Source organism: Sorangium sp. So ce693 (assembly GCF_051521375.1).
Taxonomy (GTDB): Bacteria; Myxococcota_A; Polyangia; order Polyangiales; family Polyangiaceae; genus Sorangium; species Sorangium atrum.
The window spans coordinates 2,680,415-2,703,573 of sequence record NZ_CP150347.1 but is presented as its reverse complement, the minus strand read 5'-3'; the positions used below and the strand labels follow the sequence as shown (position 1 = coordinate 2,703,573).

The 23,159-nt window shown below is 70.8% G+C and carries 21 protein-coding genes; 7 read left to right on the top strand and 14 right to left on the bottom strand.

Annotation, left to right across the window (positions count from 1 at the left end):
- The first annotated feature begins 243 nt into the window (after positions 1 to 243).
- Positions 244 to 1,992 (top strand): MYXO-CTERM sorting domain-containing protein, encoded by a 1,749-nt coding sequence (locus tag WMF14_RS10395; RefSeq protein WP_437800478.1) that lies wholly within the window; start codon positions 244 to 246, stop codon positions 1,990 to 1,992.
- Here WMF14_RS10395 and WMF14_RS10390 read toward each other — a convergent pair.
- A complete protein-coding gene (locus WMF14_RS10390; RefSeq protein WP_437800476.1) occupies positions 1,984 to 4,041 on the bottom strand; it encodes a CotH kinase family protein in 2,058 nt (685 codons plus the stop codon). The genes WMF14_RS10395 and WMF14_RS10390 overlap by 9 nt on opposite strands.
- A gap of 73 nt (positions 4,042 to 4,114) precedes the next feature.
- On the opposite strand from WMF14_RS10390, the gene WMF14_RS10385 reads away from it, so the two are divergent.
- A complete protein-coding gene (locus WMF14_RS10385; protein WP_437800474.1) occupies positions 4,115 to 4,858 on the top strand; it encodes a Uma2 family endonuclease in 744 nt (247 codons plus the stop codon).
- A gap of 57 nt (positions 4,859 to 4,915) precedes the next feature.
- On the opposite strand, the gene WMF14_RS10380 is transcribed toward WMF14_RS10385, so the two are convergent.
- On the bottom strand, positions 4,916 to 5,797 hold the full coding sequence (locus WMF14_RS10380; protein WP_437800473.1) for an NAD-dependent epimerase/dehydratase family protein: 882 nt from the start codon (positions 5,795 to 5,797) through the stop codon (positions 4,916 to 4,918).
- Between the two features lie 232 nt (positions 5,798 to 6,029).
- On the opposite strand from WMF14_RS10380, the gene WMF14_RS10375 reads away from it, so the two are divergent.
- Positions 6,030 to 6,698 carry a hypothetical protein gene (locus WMF14_RS10375; protein WP_437800471.1) on the top strand — a complete coding sequence of 223 codons (669 nt, stop codon included), beginning with the start codon at positions 6,030 to 6,032 and terminating at the stop codon, positions 6,696 to 6,698.
- Positions 6,699 to 6,917: 219 nt separating this feature from the next.
- Entirely contained in the window at positions 6,918 to 8,450 is a 1,533-nt protein-coding gene (locus WMF14_RS10370; RefSeq protein ID WP_437800469.1) for a protein kinase domain-containing protein, read from the top strand.
- 214 nt (positions 8,451 to 8,664) lie between these two features.
- Here the strand turns inward: WMF14_RS10370 and WMF14_RS10365 are convergent, their stop codons facing one another.
- Positions 8,665 to 10,173 carry a phenylacetate--CoA ligase family protein gene (locus WMF14_RS10365; protein WP_437800467.1) on the bottom strand — a complete coding sequence of 503 codons (1,509 nt, stop codon included), beginning with the start codon at positions 10,171 to 10,173 and terminating at the stop codon, positions 8,665 to 8,667.
- A gap of 106 nt (positions 10,174 to 10,279) precedes the next feature.
- Complete coding sequence (locus WMF14_RS10360) at positions 10,280 to 11,308, bottom strand: NAD-dependent epimerase/dehydratase family protein (protein WP_437800465.1); 1,029 nt, start codon at positions 11,306 to 11,308, stop codon at positions 10,280 to 10,282.
- Between the two features lie 188 nt (positions 11,309 to 11,496).
- Between WMF14_RS10360 and WMF14_RS10355 the strand changes: the two genes are divergently transcribed.
- Positions 11,497 to 12,492, top strand: a complete 996-nt coding sequence (locus WMF14_RS10355; RefSeq protein WP_272101464.1) for an ATP-binding protein — start codon at positions 11,497 to 11,499, stop codon at positions 12,490 to 12,492.
- A 48-nt stretch (positions 12,493 to 12,540) separates the two neighbouring features.
- Here WMF14_RS10355 and WMF14_RS10350 read toward each other — a convergent pair whose 3' ends face one another.
- Both WMF14_RS10350 and WMF14_RS10345 read right to left on the bottom strand, forming a co-directional pair.
- Positions 12,541 to 13,146, bottom strand: coding sequence for a hypothetical protein (locus WMF14_RS10350; protein WP_272101463.1), 606 nt, complete (start codon positions 13,144 to 13,146; stop codon positions 12,541 to 12,543).
- Entirely contained in the window at positions 13,143 to 13,895 is a 753-nt protein-coding gene (locus tag WMF14_RS10345) for a thiamine phosphate synthase (RefSeq protein WP_437800463.1), read from the bottom strand. Before WMF14_RS10345 ends, WMF14_RS10350 begins: the two co-directional genes overlap by 4 nt.
- Before the next feature lie 122 nt (positions 13,896 to 14,017).
- Between WMF14_RS10345 and WMF14_RS10340 the strand changes: the two genes are divergently transcribed.
- Positions 14,018 to 15,529: a hypothetical protein gene (locus WMF14_RS10340; protein ID WP_437800461.1), complete on the top strand. Its 1,512-nt coding sequence runs from the start codon at positions 14,018 to 14,020 to the stop codon at positions 15,527 to 15,529.
- A 46-nt stretch (positions 15,530 to 15,575) separates the two neighbouring features.
- Here WMF14_RS10340 and WMF14_RS10335 read toward each other — a convergent pair whose 3' ends face one another.
- The 4 genes from WMF14_RS10335 to WMF14_RS10320 are packed head-to-tail and all read right to left on the bottom strand — an operon-like array spanning position 15,576 to position 19,409.
- Entirely contained in the window at positions 15,576 to 17,138 is a 1,563-nt protein-coding gene (locus tag WMF14_RS10335; RefSeq protein WP_272101804.1) for an acyl-CoA carboxylase subunit beta, read from the bottom strand.
- A 37-nt stretch (positions 17,139 to 17,175) separates the two neighbouring features.
- Entirely contained in the window at positions 17,176 to 17,961 is a 786-nt protein-coding gene (locus WMF14_RS10330) for an enoyl-CoA hydratase/isomerase family protein (protein ID WP_437800459.1), read from the bottom strand.
- Positions 17,958 to 18,896: a 3-keto-5-aminohexanoate cleavage protein gene (locus WMF14_RS10325; RefSeq protein ID WP_437800457.1), complete on the bottom strand. Its 939-nt coding sequence runs from the start codon at positions 18,894 to 18,896 to the stop codon at positions 17,958 to 17,960. The genes WMF14_RS10330 and WMF14_RS10325 overlap by 4 nt, the downstream gene beginning before the upstream one ends.
- A gap of 24 nt (positions 18,897 to 18,920) precedes the next feature.
- Positions 18,921 to 19,409, bottom strand: a complete 489-nt coding sequence (locus WMF14_RS10320) for a MarR family winged helix-turn-helix transcriptional regulator (RefSeq protein WP_272101458.1) — start codon at positions 19,407 to 19,409, stop codon at positions 18,921 to 18,923.
- A gap of 8 nt (positions 19,410 to 19,417) precedes the next feature.
- Here WMF14_RS10320 and WMF14_RS10315 point away from each other — a divergent pair, with 8 nt between their 5' ends.
- Positions 19,418 to 19,750: a hypothetical protein gene (locus WMF14_RS10315; protein WP_437800455.1), complete on the top strand. Its 333-nt coding sequence runs from the start codon at positions 19,418 to 19,420 to the stop codon at positions 19,748 to 19,750.
- A gap of 47 nt (positions 19,751 to 19,797) precedes the next feature.
- Here WMF14_RS10315 and WMF14_RS10310 read toward each other — a convergent pair whose 3' ends face one another.
- From WMF14_RS10310 to WMF14_RS10295, 4 genes are read right to left on the bottom strand one after another with little or no spacing between them, the layout of a single operon-like run.
- The gene (locus tag WMF14_RS10310) at positions 19,798 to 21,168 is read right to left on the bottom strand and encodes an STAS domain-containing protein (RefSeq protein WP_437800453.1); all 1,371 of its coding nucleotides are present in this window, start codon (positions 21,166 to 21,168) and stop codon (positions 19,798 to 19,800) included.
- Between the two features lie 34 nt (positions 21,169 to 21,202).
- The gene (locus WMF14_RS10305) at positions 21,203 to 21,613 is read right to left on the bottom strand and encodes a hypothetical protein (protein ID WP_012234416.1); all 411 of its coding nucleotides are present in this window, start codon (positions 21,611 to 21,613) and stop codon (positions 21,203 to 21,205) included.
- Positions 21,614 to 21,647: 34 nt separating this feature from the next.
- Complete coding sequence (locus WMF14_RS10300; RefSeq protein ID WP_231864758.1) at positions 21,648 to 22,139, bottom strand: ATP-binding protein; 492 nt, start codon at positions 22,137 to 22,139, stop codon at positions 21,648 to 21,650.
- Positions 22,139 to 23,128 carry a PP2C family protein-serine/threonine phosphatase gene (locus WMF14_RS10295; RefSeq protein ID WP_044964406.1) on the bottom strand — a complete coding sequence of 330 codons (990 nt, stop codon included), beginning with the start codon at positions 23,126 to 23,128 and terminating at the stop codon, positions 22,139 to 22,141. Before WMF14_RS10295 ends, WMF14_RS10300 begins: the two co-directional genes overlap by 1 nt.
- Positions 23,129 to 23,159 lie beyond the last annotated feature (31 nt).

The window sequence follows — 23,159 nt, the reverse complement described above, 5'->3', positions numbered from 1 at the left end:
AGGCGGCGAAGCGCCAGCGCCGGGCGTCCGCTCGTCATCACGCGTCATCAACCATCTTTCGGCGCACGGAAAAAGGGGATCACTCGCCTTCGCACGCACAGATACAGGGTGTCCTCAAGTGCGTTGATCATCCACATCCGTCGTTGCTTGGCGCGTTCGTGCGCGCGGCATCTGGACAGGAGAGCGAAACTCGAGTCCAATTTACGATCCGGACTCACATATCCTGTCGGAAGGAGAAGCCCGATGCGCTGGTCGACTCCCAACAAACCGTCTGCTCTCGCGTGGCGTGTGGCCCTCCTCGTGGCGCTCGCCGCGGGCGGGACGGCGCGCGCGGACGTGGTGCAGCCGAACGGCACCGTCATCCCCGTGATCACGAACCGGCTCAGCTCTCTGCTGAACGGCTCGGCAAAGAACGACAGCCTCGACGAGATGATCGACGTCGTGGTCGACGCCGCGGTGGAGCCCCAGGTGTTCTCGCCGCTCTGCGAGTTCAGCGGCAAGTACATCGACAAGGGAGGAGGCGCCAACTTCGCGGTCGGCTGGTACAACGTCGATGATGCCCGCGACAGCGGCGACCCGCCGCGGTACGTCCCTGTGGACACCGGCGCCAACCTCGGCACGCCGGCGCCGGAGAGCGATATCCAGATCCTCTTTCCGTTCTCTGGCGCTCTGCCGCCCGCAGAGAAGCGCGAGCTGACGGCCGTCTCGATCCGGGAGAACCCCGCCTACGCGGGCGGCCTCATCGGCTTCGTGCTGATCCCCAACCCGAACGGCACCGGCGATGGAAACGCCACGCAGTACCACTACACCGAGCATCGGTTCAACGTGGAGTGTACGGCGTGCGCGAGTCCGGGGCCCTGGTACTCCGATCTCATCTACAGGTCGAACCAGCTCGCCAACACGTTCTACCTGGGGTTCGAGGATCTCGACTTCCGGAACGCCGCCGGCGCCGCGGGCGTCAACGGCAACGACCTCGATTACGAGGACTTCCTGTTCCGCTTCTCCGGCATCACGTGCCCCGCGGCCGGCCAGCCGTGCGAGGTCGAGGAGAACGTGGGCGCGTGCCGCGCGGGCATCTCGGACTGCGACGCGCAGGGACAGGCGATCTGCACGCCGATCGTCGAGCCTGGCAGCCAGGCCGAGCAGTGCGACGGCATCGACAACGACTGCGACGACATCGTCGACGAGGAGGCGCCCTGTCCGGAGGACCAGGTGTGCAGCCGCGGCCGCTGCGTGAACCGCTGCGGCTCGGCCGAGTTCCCGTGCGATCCTGGGCTCGTGTGCGTGGAGGGCCTGTGCGTCGAGCAGGCGTGCGTCGACGCGAAGTGCGATGTCGGCCAGGTGTGCCATGACGGCGTGTGCCGCGCCCCGTGCGACGGCGTGGTGTGCCCGCACGGCCAGACCTGTCGCGGCGACCGCTGCCTGGATCCATGCGACGGCGTGACGTGCGGCGCCGGCGAGGTGTGCGAGAGCGGCGTGTGCGTTGTCCAGTGCGGCTGCCGGGGCTGCCCGTCGGACGACCGCTGCGCGGCGGACACCGGGCGGTGCGTCGAGGCGGCGTGCGCCGACGTCGCGTGCGGCGCGGGCACCTATTGCCGTGGCGGGGCGTGCGTCGACCTCTGCGACGGCGTCGTCTGCCCCGCGGGCGAGCGGTGCGTGGCCGGCATGTGCGCCGAGGAGCCGCCGTCTCCTGCCACCACGACGTCGGCGGGTCCGACGCTCGACGTGGCCGCCTCGGTCGGCGCGGGCGACGCCGCGTCGGGCTCGGGCGGGGCCGGATCGGGCTCGGGCGGGGCTCCCTCCACCGGCGCCGGCGGGGACGCGAGCGGGAGCGGGGAGTCGGCGGGCTGCAGCTGCAGCCTCGGCGGCGACGCGCCCTCCGCCGGCGGCGGGGCCGCGTTGCTCCTCGCCGTGGGCCTCGGGCTCCGCCGCAGGAGGCGCGGAGACCCGGGGCGCTCGGCTCCGGGCCTCCGTATCCGTCGCTCAGGGTGATTCGGACGTCGGGCCGAAGAACTCGACGTCGTCGATCTCGATGGTGCCCGAGTCGACCTTGTCCTTGCCGAGGAAGCCGTTCGCGCGAACGCCGTTCATCTCCGCGCTGAAGGAGAGGCCGACGATCGATCGGAGCACGTCGTTCACGTCGTCGCCCGGGTCGCGCCCCTGATCGATGGCCCAGCCGGGGAGCGCCATGTCGGCGAACCTCAGCTCGATCAGCGTCGGCTCCGCGGTGAGCCGCACGTCCCACCCGTGACGGACGCCCGTGAGCCCTTCGCTCTGCGCCGGGCTCTCGATGTCGAAGCGCATCCCGCGCGCCGCCTCCGCCCGCGCCCAGAAGCGGACCCCCTCGAGCGCCGTCGCGTCGATCACGCCCTCGGCGAGAGGCACCCCGAAGTACACGTACTGCCCCCAGGGAGCCGCCTCGTCGCGGAAATCGAAGCGGAGGAGCATGCTCTGCGCGCCGTTCAGCGGTTCTTCCTGCGAAAGGCCCGGCACGGCGCTCGACGCGTTGTTGGTGGACACCACCGTCCCGACGTAGAGCCCGAGCGTGTCCGCGGCCTCGAAGTCGTTGATCCCCGTCGCGGTGAACGAGAAGGGCGCGAGCGGCGTGTCGCTGGCGAAACGCCCCAGGCGCTCTCGCAAGATCGGCAGCTCGTGCCTGAGGCGCTCCACCGCGGGCTCCCACCCGGCGAGCCCGGGGCCGAGCGGGTCCTCCTCGACCGCGGCGCGGATCAGCGCCGCGTACTTGTCGACCTGCTCCTCGATCCGCCCCTCGCTGAACGGGCCCTCATAGAGCGCCTGGAGCGCGGCCTTGTAGCCCGCTGCGTCCTGGTTCAAGGCGCCGAACAGCGCGTCGCAGCCCGGCGGGCGCACGAGCTCGGAGCCCATGAACACAGGCACCAAGGCGCTGCAGTCCGCCGGCGTCTCCGTCCAGCGCGGCACGTGGCCGAAGTAGGTGCTGGGGCCGAGGGTCTGATCGAGATCCCACGGGATGAGGTGGAACTTGCCCGACGAGGACTCGTCGTAGAAGTAGAAGTTGTGGTTGGCGGCGACGCCGGCCTCGTTGGCATAGTAGGTCGTGACGCCGTCCCAGTTCACGATCGTCTCGTCGACGGCCATGTAGCGCTGCAGCTGCTCGATGTCCGTCCACTCCGACAGCGCGGAGAGGCGCCCCGCGCCCTCGGCGGACGCGAGGGCGGTCGAGAACGCGATGAAGCGGCTGTGCGTGGCCGCGTCCTCGTTCGTCTCGATCCGCTCCGCGTAGTAGCCGGCGTCGTCCGAGACCGGCCACGCTTCCTTGTAGAGATCGCCGTCCGGAGCGTCGGAGAAGTGGTGTTCCAGGAAGCGGCCATCCACGTCCTCGACCATCGAGAAGAGCCCCTGCGACTCGCCGTTCACGCTCAGCGTCGCCCACGCGCTCCGCGGGGCGGCCACGCCCATCTCCCGGAACAGGCCATAGGCGATCCGCTCGTGGAGCCGTGTGGGGTCCCAGATCATGGAGTGGAAGTTCAGGCGCTTCTGCGCGTAGAAGCGCTGTCCGTCGACGTACTCGTCGAACTTCACCTTCATGCTGAGCTTCGGACAGGTGAGGTTTCCCTCCCCGTCGAAGCACATGTCCAGGGTGCCGTAACCCCCCTTGAAGCGCAGGCCCACAACGCCCAGGCTCTTGCCCTTGTAGCAGGCCTCGGCCTCGACATACTGCTCGTCACGGGCGTTCTCCTTGAGCTCCGCCCAGCGCTCTTCCGGAAGATAGAAGTCGAAGCGCGGGACCTCCTCCGCCGCGTACAGCTCGTCCGCGTCGCGGTCGGCCAGCGCAGGGTCGGACGGCTCGCACCGCGGCGTCGGGGGCTGCCCGCCGCTCCCGCCGTCGCTCGTGCCGCCCTCTCCACCGGCGCCTCCGGCGCCTCCGCCGCCAGCGCCTCCGGCGCCGGCCCCGCCCGAGCCGCCTGGCCCGACGCCGCTGCTCGCGCCTTCGTCATCACCGCAGCCTGCGCCCACCGCGGCAGCCGCAAGTGCAAGCACCATCCAATACCCAAGCTTCATCCAACGATCCTCCAAGAACCTCGACACTAGTCGCGGCCCTCCCGTCCGTCGATGCCTGATTTTCACGGCCGACATGGATGCCTCGCTGGACATCGTGCGTTGCCGCGCCTTGCAGGCGCGCCGCGCGACCCCGCTCATGACCGGGCACGAGGCGCGCGGTGATGGTACTTTTTCAGGCGTGAGCCAGCGCCCGTATCCTGAGTCCCAGGCAGCCCGCCTCTTGTCCGTCGCGGAGTGGGCAGCGCTGCCGGAAGACGAGGCCGGTGAGCTCATCGATGGCCGCCTGGTCGAGGAAGAGATGCCCGATTGCGTCCACGAGCTGGCCGTCGCCTGGCTCATCCACACCCTGCGGGCCTGGCTCATCCCGCGCGGCGGCTTCGTCTTCGGCTCCGAGGTGAAGTACGCGCTCAGGCCGCGGCGCGGGCGCAAATCCGACGTGTCGGCGTTCCTTCCGACCTCGCGGAGGCCCCCGGCCCGTGGCGCCGTCGGCGTCCCGCCGGACATCATGGTCGAGATCGTCTCCCCCTCGCCGCGGGACAGCCGGCGCGATCGCGTCGAGAAGCTCGAGGAGTACGCCGCGTTCGGGGTGCGCTGGTACTGGTTGCTCGATCCGCAGCTCCGCACCCTCGAGATCCACGAGCTCGCGCGCGGCGGGCTCTACCACCACCGCCTCACCGCGCCCGGAGGGGTGCTCCCGGAGGTCCCGGGCTGCGAGGGGCTGACGCTCGATCTGGACGCGCTCTTTCGCGAGCTCGACCGGCTCGACGCGACGGAGCCGCAGGAGCCGCCGCAAGGCAGCGCGGACGACGAGTCGTAGCAGCGCGAGCGGCGAACGGCGCGGTCGCGCGGCGTCCACCCGCGATGCCAGCGCAGCTCACCCGCGGTGCCGCGGGCCGCGCTCGCTCGCCGCGGGGGCCGGCGCCTCGGCCTCGACGGCCAAGCACGCCTCGAACCCTTCGACGTAGCTCGGATAGAGCAGCGCCATGCCGAGGGCGCGCTTGATCTTCGCGTTGTCCACGGCGCGATCGTGGCGGAGCGTCTCGTGCAGATCCTCCCGCGGCGCGCCGGCCGGCAGCGCGAGGCCGAGCCGCGCGCAGAGCCAGCGGACGACCTCGATCTGCGGCACGGGCGCGTCGTCCGCGACCAGGAAGGCCTCGCCGGGGGCGGCGCGCTCCAGCGCCGCGAGCGCGAGGCGCGCGAGGTCCTCGACGTGGATGCGCGAGACGACGTTCCTGCCCTGCCGATCGCCCTCGCCGGTCATGCGGAAGTCGCCGCGCAGGAGCCGCTGGTGCAGGCCGCGGCCCGGGCCGTAGATGCCCGCGGCGCGCAGCACCACGGCGCCGCGCGCGCGGTACACGTCCTCGGCCGCGAGGCGCGCCGCGGCGCGCGGGCCGTCGGCCGACGTCGGCGTCGCCTCGTCGATGCGCCCCGTCGCGTCGCCGTACACCGCGGTCGACGAGACGTACGCGATCGCGCGCGCGCGGCGGAGCGAGGGCGCGATCGCGGCGTCGGTCGCGCCGTCGGGCGGGAAGGCGACGAGCACGTCCGCGCCGTCCGTCACGAGCCGGTCGACGGCCTCGGCGGTGAGGGCCGGGAGGACGCTCACCTCGATGCCTGCCTTCGCGAGCTCCGCGGCGCGCTCGGACGAGCGCGTCGTCGCGACGACGCGGCCGCCGGACGCCCTCCGCAGGCCGGCGACCACCGCGCCGGTGAAGCCGCAGCCGAGGACGATGAGCGGGGGAGAGGTGTTGAGCATGGGTGCTGGGCGACGCTTCTACCAGCAAGCGCGAGAGGACGCCCCCGCGGCGCGAGAGCGCTGCCGGCCGCGCCCGAGATGCACGGATGGGGTCGCGACGTCGTCGTCTTCGTGCGCGTGGGTCGCCAGGTCGGCGCACCGCTGCCTAGGATGGTCATGGCAGGGCTGGCCGCCGCGCTGCGACCGCCGGCATGGCGGGGGAGCGGCGCACCGAAGGCAGGAAGGACAGGAGATGGGTAAAAGGGAGAGAGCGAAGCAGTTGCTGCTCGTGGTCGCGACCGCGGGGCTCACCGCGTGTGAGGAGGACGGCTCGACCAATCCCCCGTCTCCACCGCTCGAGTGCGTCAATGTGGCCCACAGCTCCTGGCAAGGGCTGTGGGCGACGGGGTGGTTCAACAAGGATCCCGAGGATGATCCCTTGGCTCCCCTTCTCATTCAGCTGAACCATGACGGCGAGTGGACCGAGCCCCCCGTCGTGACGGCCTTGTCCGGAATGACCATCAGCGCCTTCAACGAGTCGAGGACCATCGTCGCCCGCATGGACGACGGCGCCACGACCGCCAGTTTCCATGTGCGCGGTCAGCTCGCTGACCCCGAGACGACGTGCGACGTGGACCGCACGTTCACCGTGACGATCGACGAAGAGAACAAGGTCGAGATCACGAGGCACGACGCGCTCCCGTTCCTGCCGCACAGGCGCGCCTCGCTCGATCCGCGCAGGCACGCCTCGTTCGACGTGATGCGATGCGACGGCGGCGACGTCGGGCTGCGCGCGCCGGACGGCGACGGCAACGAGCGCGTCCCACGGACGAAGGCCGCTGGCACCACCGAGGCGACAGCCGACGTGGCGCGCGGCGACGCTGGCCGGAGGGACCGAGCAACGACCAGGCGAAGAGGCTGAGCGAGCGCGACGAGCGCGGCCCCGCGGTGGCGTCGTGGGCATCTCGACCTCACGGGTCGACGGCCCGCGCCCCGGGGAGCCCCCCGGCCGCTTCCACGGCCCGGACGGCGCGGATCCACGGAGGGTCGAGGGCCCGCGCCGCGTCTGGTAGCCTGGTCGACGCGGAGCGGGCGGCCGGGACGCGAGCGAGCTCGCCGCCGCAGCGACGCTCCCCTGCGCATGGCGGCCCACGTCTTCATCTCCTACGCCCCCGCGGATCGGTCGCACCTCGAGGCGCTCGAGGCGCACCTCGCCTCCCTCAAGCGGCAGGGCCTGGTGAGCACGTGGCACCGCGGCCGGATCGGCCCAGGCGCGAGGCACGACGAGTCGATCGCGGCGGAGCTCTCCTCCGCCGAGGTGGTGCTGCTGCTGGTGAGCGAGGCGTTCCTCGCCTCGGACAGCTGCTACGAGCGCGAGCTCGGGCGAGCGCTGGAGCGGCATCGCAGCGGGGAGGCGCGCGTGGTGCCCATCCTGGTGCGCGCGTGCGACCTGGAGGGCACTCCGCTGGCGGAGCTCCAGGCGCTGCCTCGCGATGGAACCGCGGTGGCGAGCTGGGCCAATCCGGATGAAGCGTGGAGGGAGGTTGTACAGGGCATCCGCGCGGGGGTGGAGGAAGCCGCCGCGAGCGCGCGGCCGAAGGCGGCGCTCGCCGGCGCAACCGCGCTGCCCGGCGCGCTCGGCATGAGCCTGCGCGAAGCAGACGAGGCGATCCGCGATGTCGACAGGCAGATCGCCGCCGCGCGGAAGCGGCAGGCGAGGCTGAGGGCCGTCGGCGCGAGCACCGAGCAGGTGGACCGGGAGATCGTCGACCTCCGGCGCAAGCGCAGGGAAGGCGGCCAGCTCCACGTCGGCGAGGAGCTGAGCGACGGCCGGTACCTGCTGCTGGAACGGGTCGGGCGCGGCGGGTTCGCGACCGTGTGGCGCGCGCTCGACGCGGGGCGGGGCGACCTGCCCGTCGCGATCAAGGTGCTGCACCCGAACCTGGCGGGCGACGAGAGCCGGCGGGAGCGGTTCTTCCGGGGAGCGCGCGCGATGGCGGAGCTCGACCACCCCGGCGTGGTGCGCATGCTCGATCCCAAGGGCGAGGACAGCGGCTGGCATTACTTCGTGATGGAGCTCGTCCATGGCGAGGACGTGCACAGCGCGGTCATCGGGAAGCGGCTGCCAGCAGAGCGGGTGATCCCGATGCTGCTCAGCGCTGGAGAGGCGATCTCGTTCGCTCATGAGCGGGGGCTCGTGCACCGGGACGTGAAGCCGGCGAACATCCTGCTCGACGGAGAGGGGCTGCCCCGGATCACGGACTTCGATCTGGTCTGGGCGCGCGACACGACGGGGGGCACGAGGAGCGGCGCGCTGGGGACCTTCCTCTATGCGGCGCCGGAGCTGATGCACCGCCCGCAGGACGCCGACGCGCGCGCGGACGTGTACGGGCTCGGCATGACGGCGGTGTTCTGCCTCTATGGGGCGGAGCTGCCGCCGATCATGATGCGGTATCCGGGGCGGGTGCTCGAGCGGCTGCCGTGCAGCGACGCGGTGCGGAAGGTGCTGGAGCGAGCGATCGAGTTCGAGGCTTCGGAGCGATTCCCCGACGTGGCGTCCTTCTGTTGGGCGCTCTGGGAAGCGGCTTCCATCACCCCGGCCCCGCCCACGGACGAGGACGGCGCGGAGCTCGATCCGTTGGACGAGGCCGAGATCATAGACGACGAGCCGTGAATCTGCCTCTTCTCCCCATCGGCGTTGACCGCGATTCACCCCTATCGTCCACATGCACATGGCCGAGTGACCGCCGTCGACGTCCGCGCTCGGTTACACGGCCTTGCCATGAAACATGGCCCCAGCCACGGCCGGGCTGCCAGGCCCAGCGAGCGCAGGCACAGGGCAAGAATCGTCCAGAGAATGACGCAGGGCGCGTCGAACGCAGATGCCGTCACCCAGCCGGCTTGCGCGTATACCGGTGCTTCACCCCGAGCGGGAAGTACTCCGGATCCCCCGCCGCCCGCAGCGTCACCCGCGGCGCTCGCTTCCCTGCCGGCACGTAGTTCCTGAACTCGCTGTTCAGCCGGACGAGGTGCTCCTCGATCGACCGCTCCGCCGCCTCGCGCCGCGCCTCGCTCTCCCCTTCTCCCGGCGCGAGCTCCACAACCACCGAGAGGACCACATCTCTGTCCGCGCCCTCGCGGACCTCCAGCACGAACTTCCCGGTCACCCACTCCTTCACGCCGGGCTGCTCGATGCCCACGACCACGTTCTCCGGATAGATGTTCGCCCCGAAGTACGACACCGTGAAATCCGAGCGCCCGAACACATGGACGAACGGGAGATCCCGGGCCCCGCGCTCCCCGTCGAGCTCCCGCCGCGGGTCGAAGCCGAAGCCGGCCAGGGCCGCCATCATCTCCGCGTGTGGAGTGACGCCCCCGCTGTCGAGGATCGCGTAACGGACGAGCGGGACGCCGTTGTCGCCCGAGAAGAGGAGCATCCCCTCGCGCTGCTCGAAGAACCGCTCCGCCGGGTCGTACTGCACGAGCGTGGGGAGCCGGTCCTGCCCGAACAGGGCGCGCGCGGCGTCCGGCCTCCGCGCGAGGAAACGGCGGATCGCGACGCTGAGCGGCGTCTCGTTGCCCAGCACGCCGGCGTCCGCCGTCCCGTACAGCGAAGCCGAGTCGTAGCAGGGCGACGTCGACCCGACGCGCTCGCCGACCAGCGTCCGCCACTCCTCGCTGAACACCTCCCCGGCCATCACGAGCTTGATCCGGAAAGGTGCCCAGTCGACGCCCCGGGCCCGCCCCGTGTCGATGACGTCCTTCAGGAACGGCGGATAACCGAGCAGGACGACCTGCTCGAACGCCGGCCCCAGATCCTGCACGACGCGGAAGATCTCGTCCTTGTTGTTGCCCGGCGTGACGACCGTGATCGGATACCCCTTCGCCGCCAGGTGACGGCAGCACGCGGCGGTGTACATCCCGCCGACCCACGAGCCGAGCGCGAAGCACACGACGGCGAGCGTGCGGCGCGTGTCGGCCCGGAAGCCGTCGTGGAACACCTGCTCGAAGCGCCGGGCGACCGGGAGCTCGTCCGTGATGGAGCGCGGCCAGAACGTCGGCTTGCCCGTCGAGCCCGAGGAGACCGCGATCATGTCGCACGGCTCGATTCGCCCGCCGCGGCACAGATCCGCGATGGGGTGCCTGAGCACGTAGTTCTGCTTCGTGATCACCGGCAGCGCCGCGAAATCCGCGGGCGTCCGGACCGCCGCCGGGTCCACGCCGTGCTCCGCGAGGAAGCGGCGGTAGGCAGGGACAGCGGCGGCGACCTCGTGGAACAGCGCGAGCGCGCGCTCGGCCGGATCGGCCTCACGGTGCCGCGACAGCGCCGCGTCGAGCGGCGTGCTCAGGAAGGCGTCGATGGCCGCCAGCACCCGCTTGGGTTGCACATCCTGCATCGCGAGATCTCCCTCCGTCCGATGGTTCGCAGAAGGCGGACGCCGGTTCAACGAAAGCGCCCGCCTGCCTCTCTATCCCCCCGCGGGCGAAGGCGCCCCCGCAGGGTCAGCGCCCTCCACCCCTCCCCGCGCCGGAGAGCTCCGCCGCGAGCGCGATCTCTTCCGCGCGCTTCTCGTAGCCGTCCGGCGGCTCGGACGGCGGGTTCGCGAGCAGCGACGTGATCACCGTCTCCAGCCAGCGCCGGAGCGGCGTGTGCTGGAAGCCGAGCTCCGCCTTTGCCTTCGCTGGATCCAGCAGCGACATCCAGCGATCGCTGAACGGCGACATCGCGACCGGATCGATGCCGCGGGCCCTGAGCGCCGCCGACGGGATCGGCGCGAGCCGCGCCGGCGCGCCGAGCAGCGAGGCGATGAGCTCGAGCAGCTCGGGGAGCGTCGGCGTCTCGTCCATGCAGAGGTTGTACGCCTCGCCGAAGGTCGACGGCGCGAGGAGCAGCTTCACGATCGCCCTCACGACGTCGCCGCTGTAGACGTGCCGCACCAGGTGTCCGCCGCCGTCCGGGACGAGCAGCGGACCGCCGTCGAGCATGCGGACGATGTACCGATCGAGGCGGCGGTAGGGATCGCGCTCCCCGTTCACCATCGGGATGCGCAGGACGGTGGCGGGGAAGCGGTCCCTCTGCCAGGCGGCGGCGACCTCCTCCTCGCAGCCGCGCTTGTTCATGCCGTAAGACCACGCCTCGCGGTCCTTTTCGCCCGCGGGCTCCGGGAGCAGGGGGCCGTGGTAGTCGCGCTCGCGTGACGGCCGCGGGCACGCCTCCCGGACGAGGTACACCGAGCCGGTGCTGATCATCACGTAGTGGCCGACGCGCCCGCCGCCGAGCGCCTGGGCCGCCGCGCGGCCGTCCGCGGCCGTGTACGCGGTGAAGTCCACCGCGGCGTCGAACTCGCGGCCTCCGAGCGCCTGCGCGAGATCGCCGGCCGCGCGATCGCAACGGACCCGCGCGACCCGATCGCCGAACGTGTCGGGCGTGGCGCCGCGGTTCAGCAGCGTGATCTGGTGGCCCGCCGCGAGCAGGCGATAGACCAGGAAATGACCCATGAATCGAGTGCCGCCGAGCACGAGGACGCGCATGCGCGGCAACCTATCACCGCCACGCGCAATGACGATGACGAGGACGCCACATCGCGGCGCGAGCGGGCGCGCTGGGACGATGACGAGGACGAGGACGCCACATCGCGCGGGCAGGCGCCGCCGCCGGGCGGCCGCGCGCGGCGCGGAGCGGGACCAGGTCGACCCCGGGTCGTGCTAGATAGCGGGCCGTGCCGTTCTCCCACATCCTCGGCCAGGACACCGCGATCGGCACGCTCGTGCGCGCGCTCGAGGCGGGCCGCGTGCACCACGCCTACCGCTTCGAGGGCCCGCCGGGCGTCGGCAAGGAGCTCGCGGCCGTCGCCCTCTCCCAGGCGCTCGTCTGCACCGGGGGCGACCCGCTCGGCTGCGGCCGCTGCGACGCGTGCCGGCGCGCGGCCGCGCGCTCCGACGGGCGCCCCGCGGCGCCGCTCCACCCCGACGTGCAGATCGTCGCGAAGAACTTCTACCCCGCCGCCGTCATCGGCCGGAGCCGCGACGAGCTGACCGAGATCTCGGTCGACCAGGTCCGATCCATCGTGCTCGCCCACGCCGCCTACCCGCCCCACGAGGGGCGCGCTCGGGTGTTCATCGTCCGCGACGCCGAGGACCTCAGCGTCGGCGCAGCCAACGCGTTCCTCAAGACGCTCGAGGAGCCGCGGCCCGGCACCCACTTCATCCTCTTGACCTCGCGCGGCGACCGCCTGCTCAACACGATCCGCTCGCGCACCCTGCCCGTGCGCTTCGCCCCGCTCTCCGAGGCCCTCATCCGCCGCGTCCTCCGCGATCGCGGCGTGCCCGAGGGTCGGCACGACCTCGCCGTCGAGCTCGCCGCCGGCAGCGCGTCCACGGCGCTCGATCTCGCGGACGAGGAGCAGACCGCCTCGCGCGACGCCTTCGTGAAGGGTGTCCTCGACGCCGCGGCCGCCCGGGACCTCGGCCCCGCCGTCGCGTTCGCCGAGTCGGTCGACCGCGACAAGGGCGCCCTCAAGGACGACCTCCGCGCGCTGAACGCCGCGCTCGCCCGCGAGGCCCGCGCCGCGGTCGCGTCCGATCCGCGCCGCGCAGGCCTGTCGGCCCGGCGTTACGCGGCGGTCTCCCGCGCCGTGGCGCAGCTCGAGCGCAACGCCTCGCCGAGCCTCGCGATGGCGTCGCTGATCGCGGAGCTGCGCAGCGTCGTCGGCTGACAGGCGCCGCGCGACGCTGCGATGCCGCGCAGGCCGCGCAGGCCGGCGTCAGCCTTCGCCCCCTCCGCCCAGCCGGTCGTATCCGCCGTCCTCGACGCGCCGGCCGGCCCACGCGTGGATCCGCCCCTCGCTGGCGAGCACCACGGCCGCGTCGTGCCCGGCGCCCTCGTAGAGGGCGATGATCCCTGCGTCGCCCACGGAGGGCGCGCCCTGCCCGCACCGCTCGAGCGCCGCCGGCAGCCGCGCCCGCCGCCGCATCGTCGCGCCCGCGATCTCGAGCGTCGCCGGCGGCTCGTCCGGCGAGTCGGCCGCCGCAGGCGCGAGCCACAGGATCTCGCGCCGCGGCGCGGGGAAGGCCACGACCGCCCCGTGCGCGCCGCCCTCGGGCGCGAGGAACACCGCGGCGACGATCTCGCCCCGCTCGCGCGCGACGATCGCGCCCGAGAGCCAGCGCTCCTCGCTCCCGGCGAGGACCACGTCGCCGAGCGCGAGCGGCAGCTCGTGCCACGGCGCGTCCCCCGGGGGCGCCGCCGGCGCGCCTCGCGCGCGCTCGCCGCCGTTCCCTCCCGGCGCCTCCCGCTCGCGGCGCGACGCCATGTAGCCCACGGTCGCGGCCACCGCCGCGGCGGCCGCCGCGAGCAGCGTGAGGCTCATCGCGCGCCCCTGTCCGCGGGCGCCGCGCGCGCGGCCGCCAGCGCGAGCGCCGCCTGGAGCGCCCGCGCCCGCGCGCTCACCTCCTCGAGGGCGCGCGGCGCGGGCGTGCCCTGATCCGGCAGCAGCGCGGCGATGATCGCGGCGGCGGAGCAGTGCGCGCCCACCTCGGCCGCCCTCTCCAGCGAGATGCCGCCGATCGCCACGACCGGGAGCCCGGGACGCGCCCGCTCGACCAGGGCGCGCAGCGACGCGAGCCCCTCGAGACCGACCACGGCGTCGGGCCGCTCCTTGCTCGAGGTCGCGAAGATCGGCCCGATGGCGACGTAGTCGAGGCGATCGAGGGAATCGCCGGAATCGCTTGAATCGCGGAGCTCGCTCGACGCCCGCAGCGCGGCCTCGATCTGCGCGGACGTGTGGGTGGAGAGCCCGACCCGCAGCGGGACGGAAGCGCGCTGCGCCAGCCTGCGAACCGCGGCCACCGGGAGGTCGTCCTGGCCGACGTGCACGCCGTCGCAGCGGGCGAGGATCGCGAGATCCGCCCTGTCGTTCGCGAACAGCGGCACGCCCGCGCGCGCGGCCAGCGGCTGGATCGCGCGGAGGAGCGAGAGCGTCTGGGCCGCGCCGCCCCGCTTGTCGCGCAGCTGGATCGCCGCGGGGCGCGCGTCGAGGACGGCCTCGGCGAAGGCCGCAGGATCGAGCCCGCGGCGCGCGAGCGAGTCGGTGTCGACGATGGCGTAGAGGCCGCGCATGACCACGCTTCGAGCGATGGGAGAGCGCCCAGGCGCTCCGGAGGAGGCCAGGCTCGCTGGCTACGCTAAGGTTGACGCCCCCGGAAAGAAAGCGGAAGCGTTCGCTCCCGAACGGATCCTCCATGCGCATACGTCTCGTCCGGATCGCCCGTCTGTTGACCTCGATCGCTCCGACTGCAGCGGCCGTGATGGGGCTCGCGTCGAGCCCTGCGCTCGCGGAGGAGAAGTCGAGCCCCGCGCAGCAGACCGAGGGGCCGGGCTCCGCCGTGCCCGCCGCGGGGCCGAAGGCAGGCGCGACCCCGCCGCCCGCGGCGAGCAAGGTCGCCGCGCCCAAGGCGAGCGTCGGTGCGCCCAAGGCGAGCGCGAAGAAGAAGGCGCCCGAAGCCCCGCCGCTGCCGCCTGCGCCGGCGCGCCTGTGGCTCATCGCGCCGTCGCCTCACGGGCCATGGACGTTGCGGATCGACAACGAAGGGGCGCGGCCGATGCGCGTCCCGGCGGACGTGCGGCTGCTGCGCCTGGAGGTCGACACGCTGAACAAGCGCACGAAGAAGACGGTTCGCTGCGCCGCGCCCGCGGGGCTCAAGCCGAGCGGCTTCCCGGAGCGGCGCGCGCTGCTCCTGGCGCCTGGTCAGTCGTACATGGAGCATTTCGATCCGCGCCTGCTCTGCTTCGGCAAGGACGAGGCGGCGCTCGCCGGCGGGTCGGTGGTGAAGGCCTGGTATGGCTGGGGTCCGCCGCCCAAGTGGTCGAAGAAGCCGCCGGCGGCTCCGTTCGCTGCGGAGTCGACGGACCATCCGCCGGCATTCGCCCCTGCGCCCGGCCTCGCGGGGCCCACCGTCGTGCTGAGCTACGGCCTGCCCCACGAGGAGGCCACGGAGACGGAACACGCGGGCGACGCCAAGACGCCGTCGCCGGCGGACCCGACAGCTCAGCCCCAGGACGACAAGGCCGCTCAACCCCAGGACGACAAGGCCGCTCAGCCCCAGAGCGACAAGGCCGCTCAACCTACGGACGACAAAGCGGCCCAGACGTCCGCGGACAGTTCAGCTGGCGAGGCCGCGGAAAAGCGGGTTCCGTCGGACAAGGACCGCGGCGCCGGTCCGCGGGGCAAGCCGATCGTGGACGCCAATGCGCCTCGCCTGGAGCTCACGAGCGACCCCTGGTCCGACGCGGCGAGCCCTCGCTCGATCGTCGTCCGGGTGAGCGCGAAGAACGCTGGCAGGCGCCCCATGACCGTCGCCCTCCGGTCTCGGATGTTCGAGTTCCACGTCGCCGGCCCGAACGGCGAGACGAACTGCGCGGCGGCGCCGCCGACCGGGGCGGTCCCGCGCGATCTCTTCAAGACGCTGAAGCCCGGCGCATCGGTCGACGTCTCGCTCCTCCTCCGGGAGATCTGCCCCACCGACACGTTCAACCGCGAGGGCCTCTACGAGGTCACGGCCACGCTGCACGCGAACGAGCCGGGCACCGAGCTCGCCCTGGACGCGTACACGGCCGTCGTCCCCGCCAAGAACACGACGCTCCTTCGCGTGAAGAGCGCACCAGAGCCGTTCTACGCGGCCGCGCCGAGAGCCGTGCCGACGCCGAAGCCCGAGGACAGCCAGGCGTCGGAACACGAGGATCACGACCCGTAGAACGAAGTAGCCCCCCTGAGACGGGGAACGCCGTCCCTGGCGCGATCTACACCGGCAGGATCCCCCGCTTCTTCTCCGGCCGCTCCACCCGCTTCTTCCGCGCGAGCTCCAGCCCCCACGCGATCGCCCTCCGCGTGTCCCGGGGATCGATCACGTCATCGATGAGCCCCCAGCCGGCGACCTTCATCACATCGATGTTCTTCTGGATCGCGTCGACCATCCCCTGCTTCACCTCCGGCGGCGGCGGCGCGTCGCCGAACATCTTCCTCGCCGCGATCCCGAGCATCCCCTCCGGCCCCATCACGCTGATCTCCGCGGTCGGCCAGCCGACGATGAGGTCCGGCTCGTACGCGCGCCCGCACATCACATAGTAGCCCGCGCCGTACGCCTTGCGCACGACCACCGTGATCTTGGGCACCGTGGCCGCCGCCATGACATGCAGCATCTTCGCCCCGTGGCGGATGATCCCCTCGTGCTCGACCTTCGAGCCGATCATGAACCCCGGCACGTCCTGCAGGAACACGAGCGGGATGTTGAACGCGTCGCAGATCTGCATGAAGCGCGCGGCCTTGTCCGACGCGTCCACGTCGAGGATGCCGCCCATCTGGGTCGGCTGGTTCGCCACGACGCCGACCGGCTGGCCGCCGATGCGCGCGAGGCAGGTGATGATCGAGCGCGCCCACCGCGGCTTCAGGTCGAACCGCTCGCCGTGATCGACGATGGCGTCGATCAGCTTCAGCATGTCGTACGCGCGCCGCGGGCTCTCCGGCAGGAGGTCGAGCAGCGACTCCTCCCGCCGGTCGATCGGATCCGTGACCGGCAGGCGCGGCGGCTCCTCGTCGCAGCTCGAAGGGAAGAACGACAGGTACCGCTTCACCGCGGCGACGCACTCGGCGTCGCTCGGGTACTCCGCGTCCCCGACGCCGCTCTTCGTCGCGTGCACCTTGCTGCCGCCGAGCTCCTGCTCGGCGATGTCCTCGCCCGTCATCGCGCGCACGAGCGCGGGGCCGCCGAGCGCCATCGAGCCGACGTCCTTGACCATCGGCACGAAGTCCGCGAGCCCCGGGATGTACGCGGTGCCCGCTGCGCCTGGCCCCACCATCGCCGCGACCTGCGGCACGACGCCGCTCATGTGCACCTGCTCGCGGAACAGGTGCCCGGAGCCGGCGAACAGCGAGATGCTGTCCGGGTGCATCGAGCCGGGATCGATGCGCGCCCCGCCCGAGTCGATGAACCACACGATCGGCCAGCGGCCGCGGAGCGCCATCTGCCGCAGCCGGGTCACCTTCTCCTCGCCCGTGTGCCCGATGCTGCCGCCCTTCACGGTGAAGTCGTACGCCGCCGCGCAGACCATCCGCCCGTCGACCTTGCCGAACCCGCAGACCACCGCGTCCGCCGGCGGCCTGTCGCTCCCGTCCGGCCCGGCCGCGAGCCCCATCTGCGTGCCGTGCATCCCCACCTCGAAGTGCACGCCGTCGTCGAAGAACGCCGCGAGCCGCTCCCGCGCCGTCATCTTCCCGCGCGCGTGCTGCTTCGCCACGCGCTCCTCGCCGCCCATCCGCCGCACCTGCTCCCGGCGGGCCTCGAGGTCCTTCACGAGCTCTCGCATGTTCACGGGCCACCTCTCCCTGCGCGCCCCGGCGCGCCTACTTGCCCGACCAGCGGGGCTTTCGCTTCTCCAGAAAGGCCAGGAGCCCTTCCCGCGCGTCGTCCGTCGCGAGGCAGCCGGCGAGCCGCTCGCGCAGCAGCGGCAGCGCCGACTCGAGGTCGAGATCGTCCTGCGCCGCGAACGCCTCCAGGCCGAGGCGCACCGCGATCGGGCTCTTCGAGGCGATCGCGGAGGTCACCTCGTCGACCGCGGCGTCGAGCGCGCCCGGCTCGACCACCTTGTTGAGCAGGCCGCACTGCGCGGCCTCGTCGGCGTCGAGGCGCTGCCCGAGGAGCATCATCTCCAGCAGCTTGCGCCGGCTGACGTGCCGCTGGAGCACCGCCATGATCATCATCGGGAACAGGCCGACGTTGATCTCCGGCGTCCCGAGCTTGGCGCCGCGGGCGCCGATCGCGAAGTGCGACGCCGCGACGAGCCCGAGCCCGCCGCCGAGCGCGTGCCCGTTCACCCGCGCCACGATCGGCTTGCTCGAGTTGGCGAAGGCGAGCAGGAGGTCCGCGTAATCGCCCTTCATCTCGGGCGGCGGCGCCCCGTCGGCGCCCGAGATCTGCGCGAAGTCCCCGCCCGCGCAGAACGCGTCGCCGGCGCCGGTCAGGACCACGCAGCGCACCGTCTCGTCCGCCGCGCCCGCCGCGAGGGCGTCGAGGAGCTCGCTCACCATCGCCGGCCCGATCGCGTTCTTGCGCCACGGGTTGTTCAGCGTGAGCCGGAGGACCCCTCCCGCGGAGAACGCCTGGATGACCGTGTACGCGCGCGCCGTCACGAGGCCGCCCCTCCCGCCGTGCCGGGCGCACCGCCGTCGTGAAGGCCCAGGATCTGCCGGGCTTCCTCGACCGTCGCCGGCCTCCGGCCGACGTCGCGCACCATGCGCACGGCCACCTCGCAGAGCTCACCGTTGCTGCGCGCCATCTCGCCGCTCGGCAGGTAGAGGTGGTCCTCGAGCCCGCACCGCACGTTGCCGCCGAGCACGAGCGCCGCCGCCAGCATCCTCCACTGCCCGTGGCTGATCCCGATCACCTCCCACTCCGAGCCGGGAGGCATGATCCTTGTCTGGAGCTGGAGCGACTCCACGTGCGCGGGGATGCCGCCCAGCACGTTGACGATGAACGAGAACTGGAGCGGTGGTTTGAGGAGCCCCATGTCGACGAGCGGCCAGGTGCCCTGGGTGTGCCCCGTATCGAAGCACTCGAGCTCGGGCTTGGTCCCGGCCTCGTTCATGGCGTGAAGGAGCTTGCTGATCTTCGCGTACGTGTTGGGAAACACCATGTCGAAATCGAAGGTCTTCCGCGCGCGGGAGTACTTCGAGTAGTTCATGGTGCCCATGTTGAGCGCCGCGATCTCGGGGCGGCTCTCCCGGAGGGTCGCGCACTGCTCGCTCACGTCGTCGAGGAGGGTGCCCGTCGAGAAGTTCAGGATCACCGGGCAGCGCCGGCGCACCTCGTCCTTGATCCGCGCGAACACGGCCGGAGAGAACGTAGGAGATCCGTCGTCGTTGCGCGCGTGGATGTGCACAGCCGCCGCCCCTGCGTCGTAGGCCCGCTTCGCCTCCTCGGCGATCTCGACCGGCGTATACGGGATGGCCGGGCACTGCTTGCGGCCGGCGAGCACCCCTGTCAGCGCGCAGGTCACCACGCAGATATCGGGATCTCGCCCGTTCGGATCCCTCGGTTCCCCGGTGAACGTCGGCTTCTCTCTCATGCCCCCTGCCTCCCTTTCGCGTCCTCAGCGCCGTCGCTCTTCTTCAGTCCGGTTCTGTCCGACCCGCGACACCACCTGTTTTTGCAGCTTCGTCAGGATCCGGAGCAGATCGCGCAGATCGGTCGGGCTCAAGCTGAGCAGCGCGCTCCGGAAGATCTCCATCGGTTCGACCTGGATCTCGCGGGCGAGCCGCGCCCCCTTCTCGCTGAGCCGGATGTGGACGACGCGCCGGTCGGCCTTCGAGCGTTCGCGCCGGACGAGCCCCTCTCGCTCCATGCGATCGACGATCCCTGTCACGGTGCTGTTCTGCGCCCGGATGCGCTCCGACAGCGTGGACAGCGAGAGATCCTGGAACGACTCGAGCAGCTTGAGGATGGTGAGCTGTGGCCCGGTGAGGCCGAACCCGCTCGCCATGCCCTTCGTGAGCCTGCGCGACTCCGTGTAGAGATAGATGATCATCTCCACGATGGCGTCGATCTCCGGCCTCTCGGGCGGCGGCAGGGTCGCTGTCACGATGCTTCGTGTACGAAATATTCGCTCCCCGGGTTTGCGTCAAGCTCCCGCGCCCCCCGACCGAGCGAGCGCTGCCCCACCGCAGCCCCCCGGTCACCAACCTGAACGTTCACGTCGTCGTGAACGTTCACGTGGTCGTCGTCGTGAACGTTCACGTGGTCGTCGTCGTGAACGTTCACGTGGTCGTCGTCGTGAACGTTCACGTGGTCGTCGTCGTGAACGTTTACGTGGTCGTCGTCGTGAACGTTTACGTGGTCGTCGTCGTCGTCGTGGTCGTGGTCGTCAACGATAGGCCGTTAACGACCACGACGACGACCACGACCACGTTCACGACCACGTAAACGTCCACGTAAACGTTCGGGGGGGAGAACGCGGCGCGAAGCGGGAGCTACCGCCGTCCCCGCCGCCGCTTCCCTGTCCCCCGGTCTGCCCGGAGCTCCCGGATGCACCACCTCAGCGCCTCCTGGAGGTCCCGATGCACCTGGACGGACGAGAGCTCGACCCCGAGCGACGAGGCCGTCTGCGCCACCTGCGGCTGGACCCCGGCCACGACCCCTTGCGCGCCGAGCAGCTCGATCGTCTGCAGCATGCTGATGAGGTGCTGCGCCGTCGTGGAGTCGACCTCTTCGACCCCCGTCACCTCGACGATCGCATAACGCGACTTCGTCTCGACGATCGTGTGCAGCAGCTTCTCCGTGATCTCGGTCGCCCGGTGACGATCGATGCTGCCGACGAGCGGCAGCACGAGCACGCTGTCCCAGACCTGGATGATCGGCGTCGACAGCGTCTCGATCGCGGACTCCTGCCGCGAGATCACCGCGCGCATCGACTCCTGCTGCTCGACCACGGCGCGCAGCGACTCCTCGGCGCGCATGCGCTCCAGCGTGATCGCGAACATCTCGCCGATGACCTGGAGCAGCGCCCGGACGCTCTTGTCCCAAGCGCGGGTGGATCGCACCGCGTCGAGCCCCACGACCCCCACGAGCCGCCCGGCGTACGCTGCAGGCATCCGGACGAGCGAGGCGATCCCGAGCTCCGTGAAGGCCCGCCGCTCGCTCGCTGCCTCATCCGGCAGATCGGCCACGCGCGGCACGTCGCACACCTCAAGGCGGAACAGCCGCTCGACGAGCCACGGATACACGTCCCTGGAGACGACCCCCCGCTCCGCGCGCAGCGACGGCACCCCCTCGGCGCACCACTCGTGCGTGTTCAGGAACCGCCGCCCGTCCTCCGCGAGGAGGAAGAGGCTCGTCCTGTCGGCGCGCAGCGCCTTGCCGAGCTCCGCGAGCGCCGAGTGGAAGCCTCGGTCGACGTCCGAAAGCTTCACGTTGATGAAATGGGCCGAGATCGACGCGACCAGCATCTTGGTCTCGATCCGCTGCATCAGCGCCCGCTCGAGGCGCTTCTGCTTGCCCACGTTGCGCGCCCAGCCGTACACGAGCCCCTCGCTCGGTACCGAGAGCATCGACCACGACAGCCAGACGTAGAGGCCGCTCCTGCTCCTGCACCGGTTCTCCAGCCCGAGCGTGACGGGCCCCTGCCGGAGCCGATCCATCTGCTCCCTGGTCGCGACGACGTCGTCCTGGTGCACGAGATCGAGGAGGCTCTGGCCGACGAGATCCTCCGTCCCCAGGCCGAGCGTCCGCTCCCAGGCGCCGCTCACACGCAGGAACGATCCATCGCTCCGCAGAACACACAGCGGATCGGGACAGACAGCGAAGAACCTCTCTACGTCCGCTTCGTTCGAAGGTGTGTCCATCGCCGGCAGCCCTACCCAGCCCACACCCCCACGCTTAGGTCTCCTTGACGTCCTCGAACGTCGTCCGCGCGGCCACGTGCTCCTCGTTCAGGTTCAGCAGGATGGGCAGCGTCTCGTGCTGCCAGTCATCGTCGAGGATCCGCCGCACGGTCACCCGGCCGGGCACCAGGTTGTACACGGCGTCCACGATATCCATGATGACGTAGAAGCCGTTCGAGTTGCAGAACCGCATCTTCACGAAATCCATCACCGTGGACGTGATCGGGTGCTGCGGGAGGACTCGGGCGAGCTCGTCCAGGTAGCTCGACAGGTACCGGTACGGGTTGTCGATCCGGATAGCGCCCTCGAAGGTCAAGACGAGGCGGTTGTCGTCATCGAGCCGGGCGACCGACTGAAAGACGCTCAGCCCGCCATCCGTGATTTCTCCATAGCTGAGAGCCTTCATACGCGACCTTTCGTGGAAAACATACGCAGCCTTTTCAAGGGAAAGTAGCCTGGACGACGAGGATTCCATCGACGTACTGCGTCGAGAGATGGAATTTGTTCTCGGCGGTCAACCGAATGAGCCCTAGACCGCCCCTGCGTCGATCGTTGCGCCTCTCGCGCACCGTCCTGGCAAAGAGCTCTCTCGGGTCCTCCGCGGCGAAGATCTCGTCGAATACCGCCTTGACGGTCCGGTACTCTTCCGGCGTAACGCGGTTGGATACCTTGATGAGCAATCGATCGGGATCGATGCTCAGATCGAGCCGCACCTCGCTCTCACGCTCGGTCCCGTGCTGGAGCACGTTGGTGACCAGCTCCGTGACCACCACGTTGACCTTCTGGCAGATCCGTCTGGGATAGAACCTCACCAGAAGCGCGTCCAAAAAGTTCGCAAGCAGGCCGGCCACGTCGCCCGTGATGTGATCGATCGGAGAGATATATATCGATGCACCGACCGACGTCTGCGAATGATTCTTCTCGGGCTTCATCAGGCGCACCTTCGCAGGATGATCAGTGTGATGTCGTCCGCGTCCGCGACCCGGAACCGCGTGTAGTCCTCGATGCACCGGTCGAGGATCACCTGCACCGGTTCCTCGCTGTGCTTGACGACGATTTCGTTGAGACGTTGCACGGAATATATCTCCCCGCTCGCGTCCTGCGCCTCGAACATCCCGTCTGTGTACAAGGCGAGGACGTCATCCTCCTCGAACGGCAGCTCGAACTCATGAAATGGCTTGATGCGCAGACCGATGAAGTTGCTCACCCGGTTGAACGAGCGAGGCGTACCGCGACGGACCAGGAGCCCGTACCCTCCGCCCGAGACGTAGCGGAGGAATCGGTCAGTAAACATGACGAAGTTCACCGTCGCGTACCGGCGAACCTCCCGGAGGAACGAGTAAGCGCTCCGGTTCACCCAGTCCACGATCGCCCCCGGGCTATCGAGCCGCTTGGTAGCGTGGGCGAACTGCGCCTTCAGAAACGCCATGATGAGCGCCGACGATACTCCGTGACCTGAGATATCGTAAACACCTATCGCGTGGCGCTCGCCGGGAAGGTAGAAGAAGTCGTAGTAGTCTCCTCCGACCTGGGCGAGCTGCTTGTGAAAGATCGCCATGTCGAACGACGAGGCGATGGCCCCGCTCGCCTCCGGAAGCAGGGCGCGCTGGACCTGCCGCGCCACCGCGAGGTCGTCGTCGATGGCCCGGTTGTACCCTTCGAGCTCGTTCTCGATGCTGGTCGCGTGCTCCAGGATCGCCTCGTGCACCAGGGAGAGGTCGTCGAAGTCGAGCTTCAGCTTGTCGACGTACTCCAGCAGCGCGCTGCAGCGCTCCATGAAGTCTGTGAAGTTCCCCTCCTCGCGGAGCAACGTGTTCCACGCTTGCCGCTCCTTCACGATCGCCCTGATGGCATCCAGATTGCTCTGCTTCTGCAGGAAGCCTCTGGAGTGCATCGAGCTGATGTCCTTGGGTGCAGTCATGGCTCGACCTGGACGCGATTCGGGTTGGACG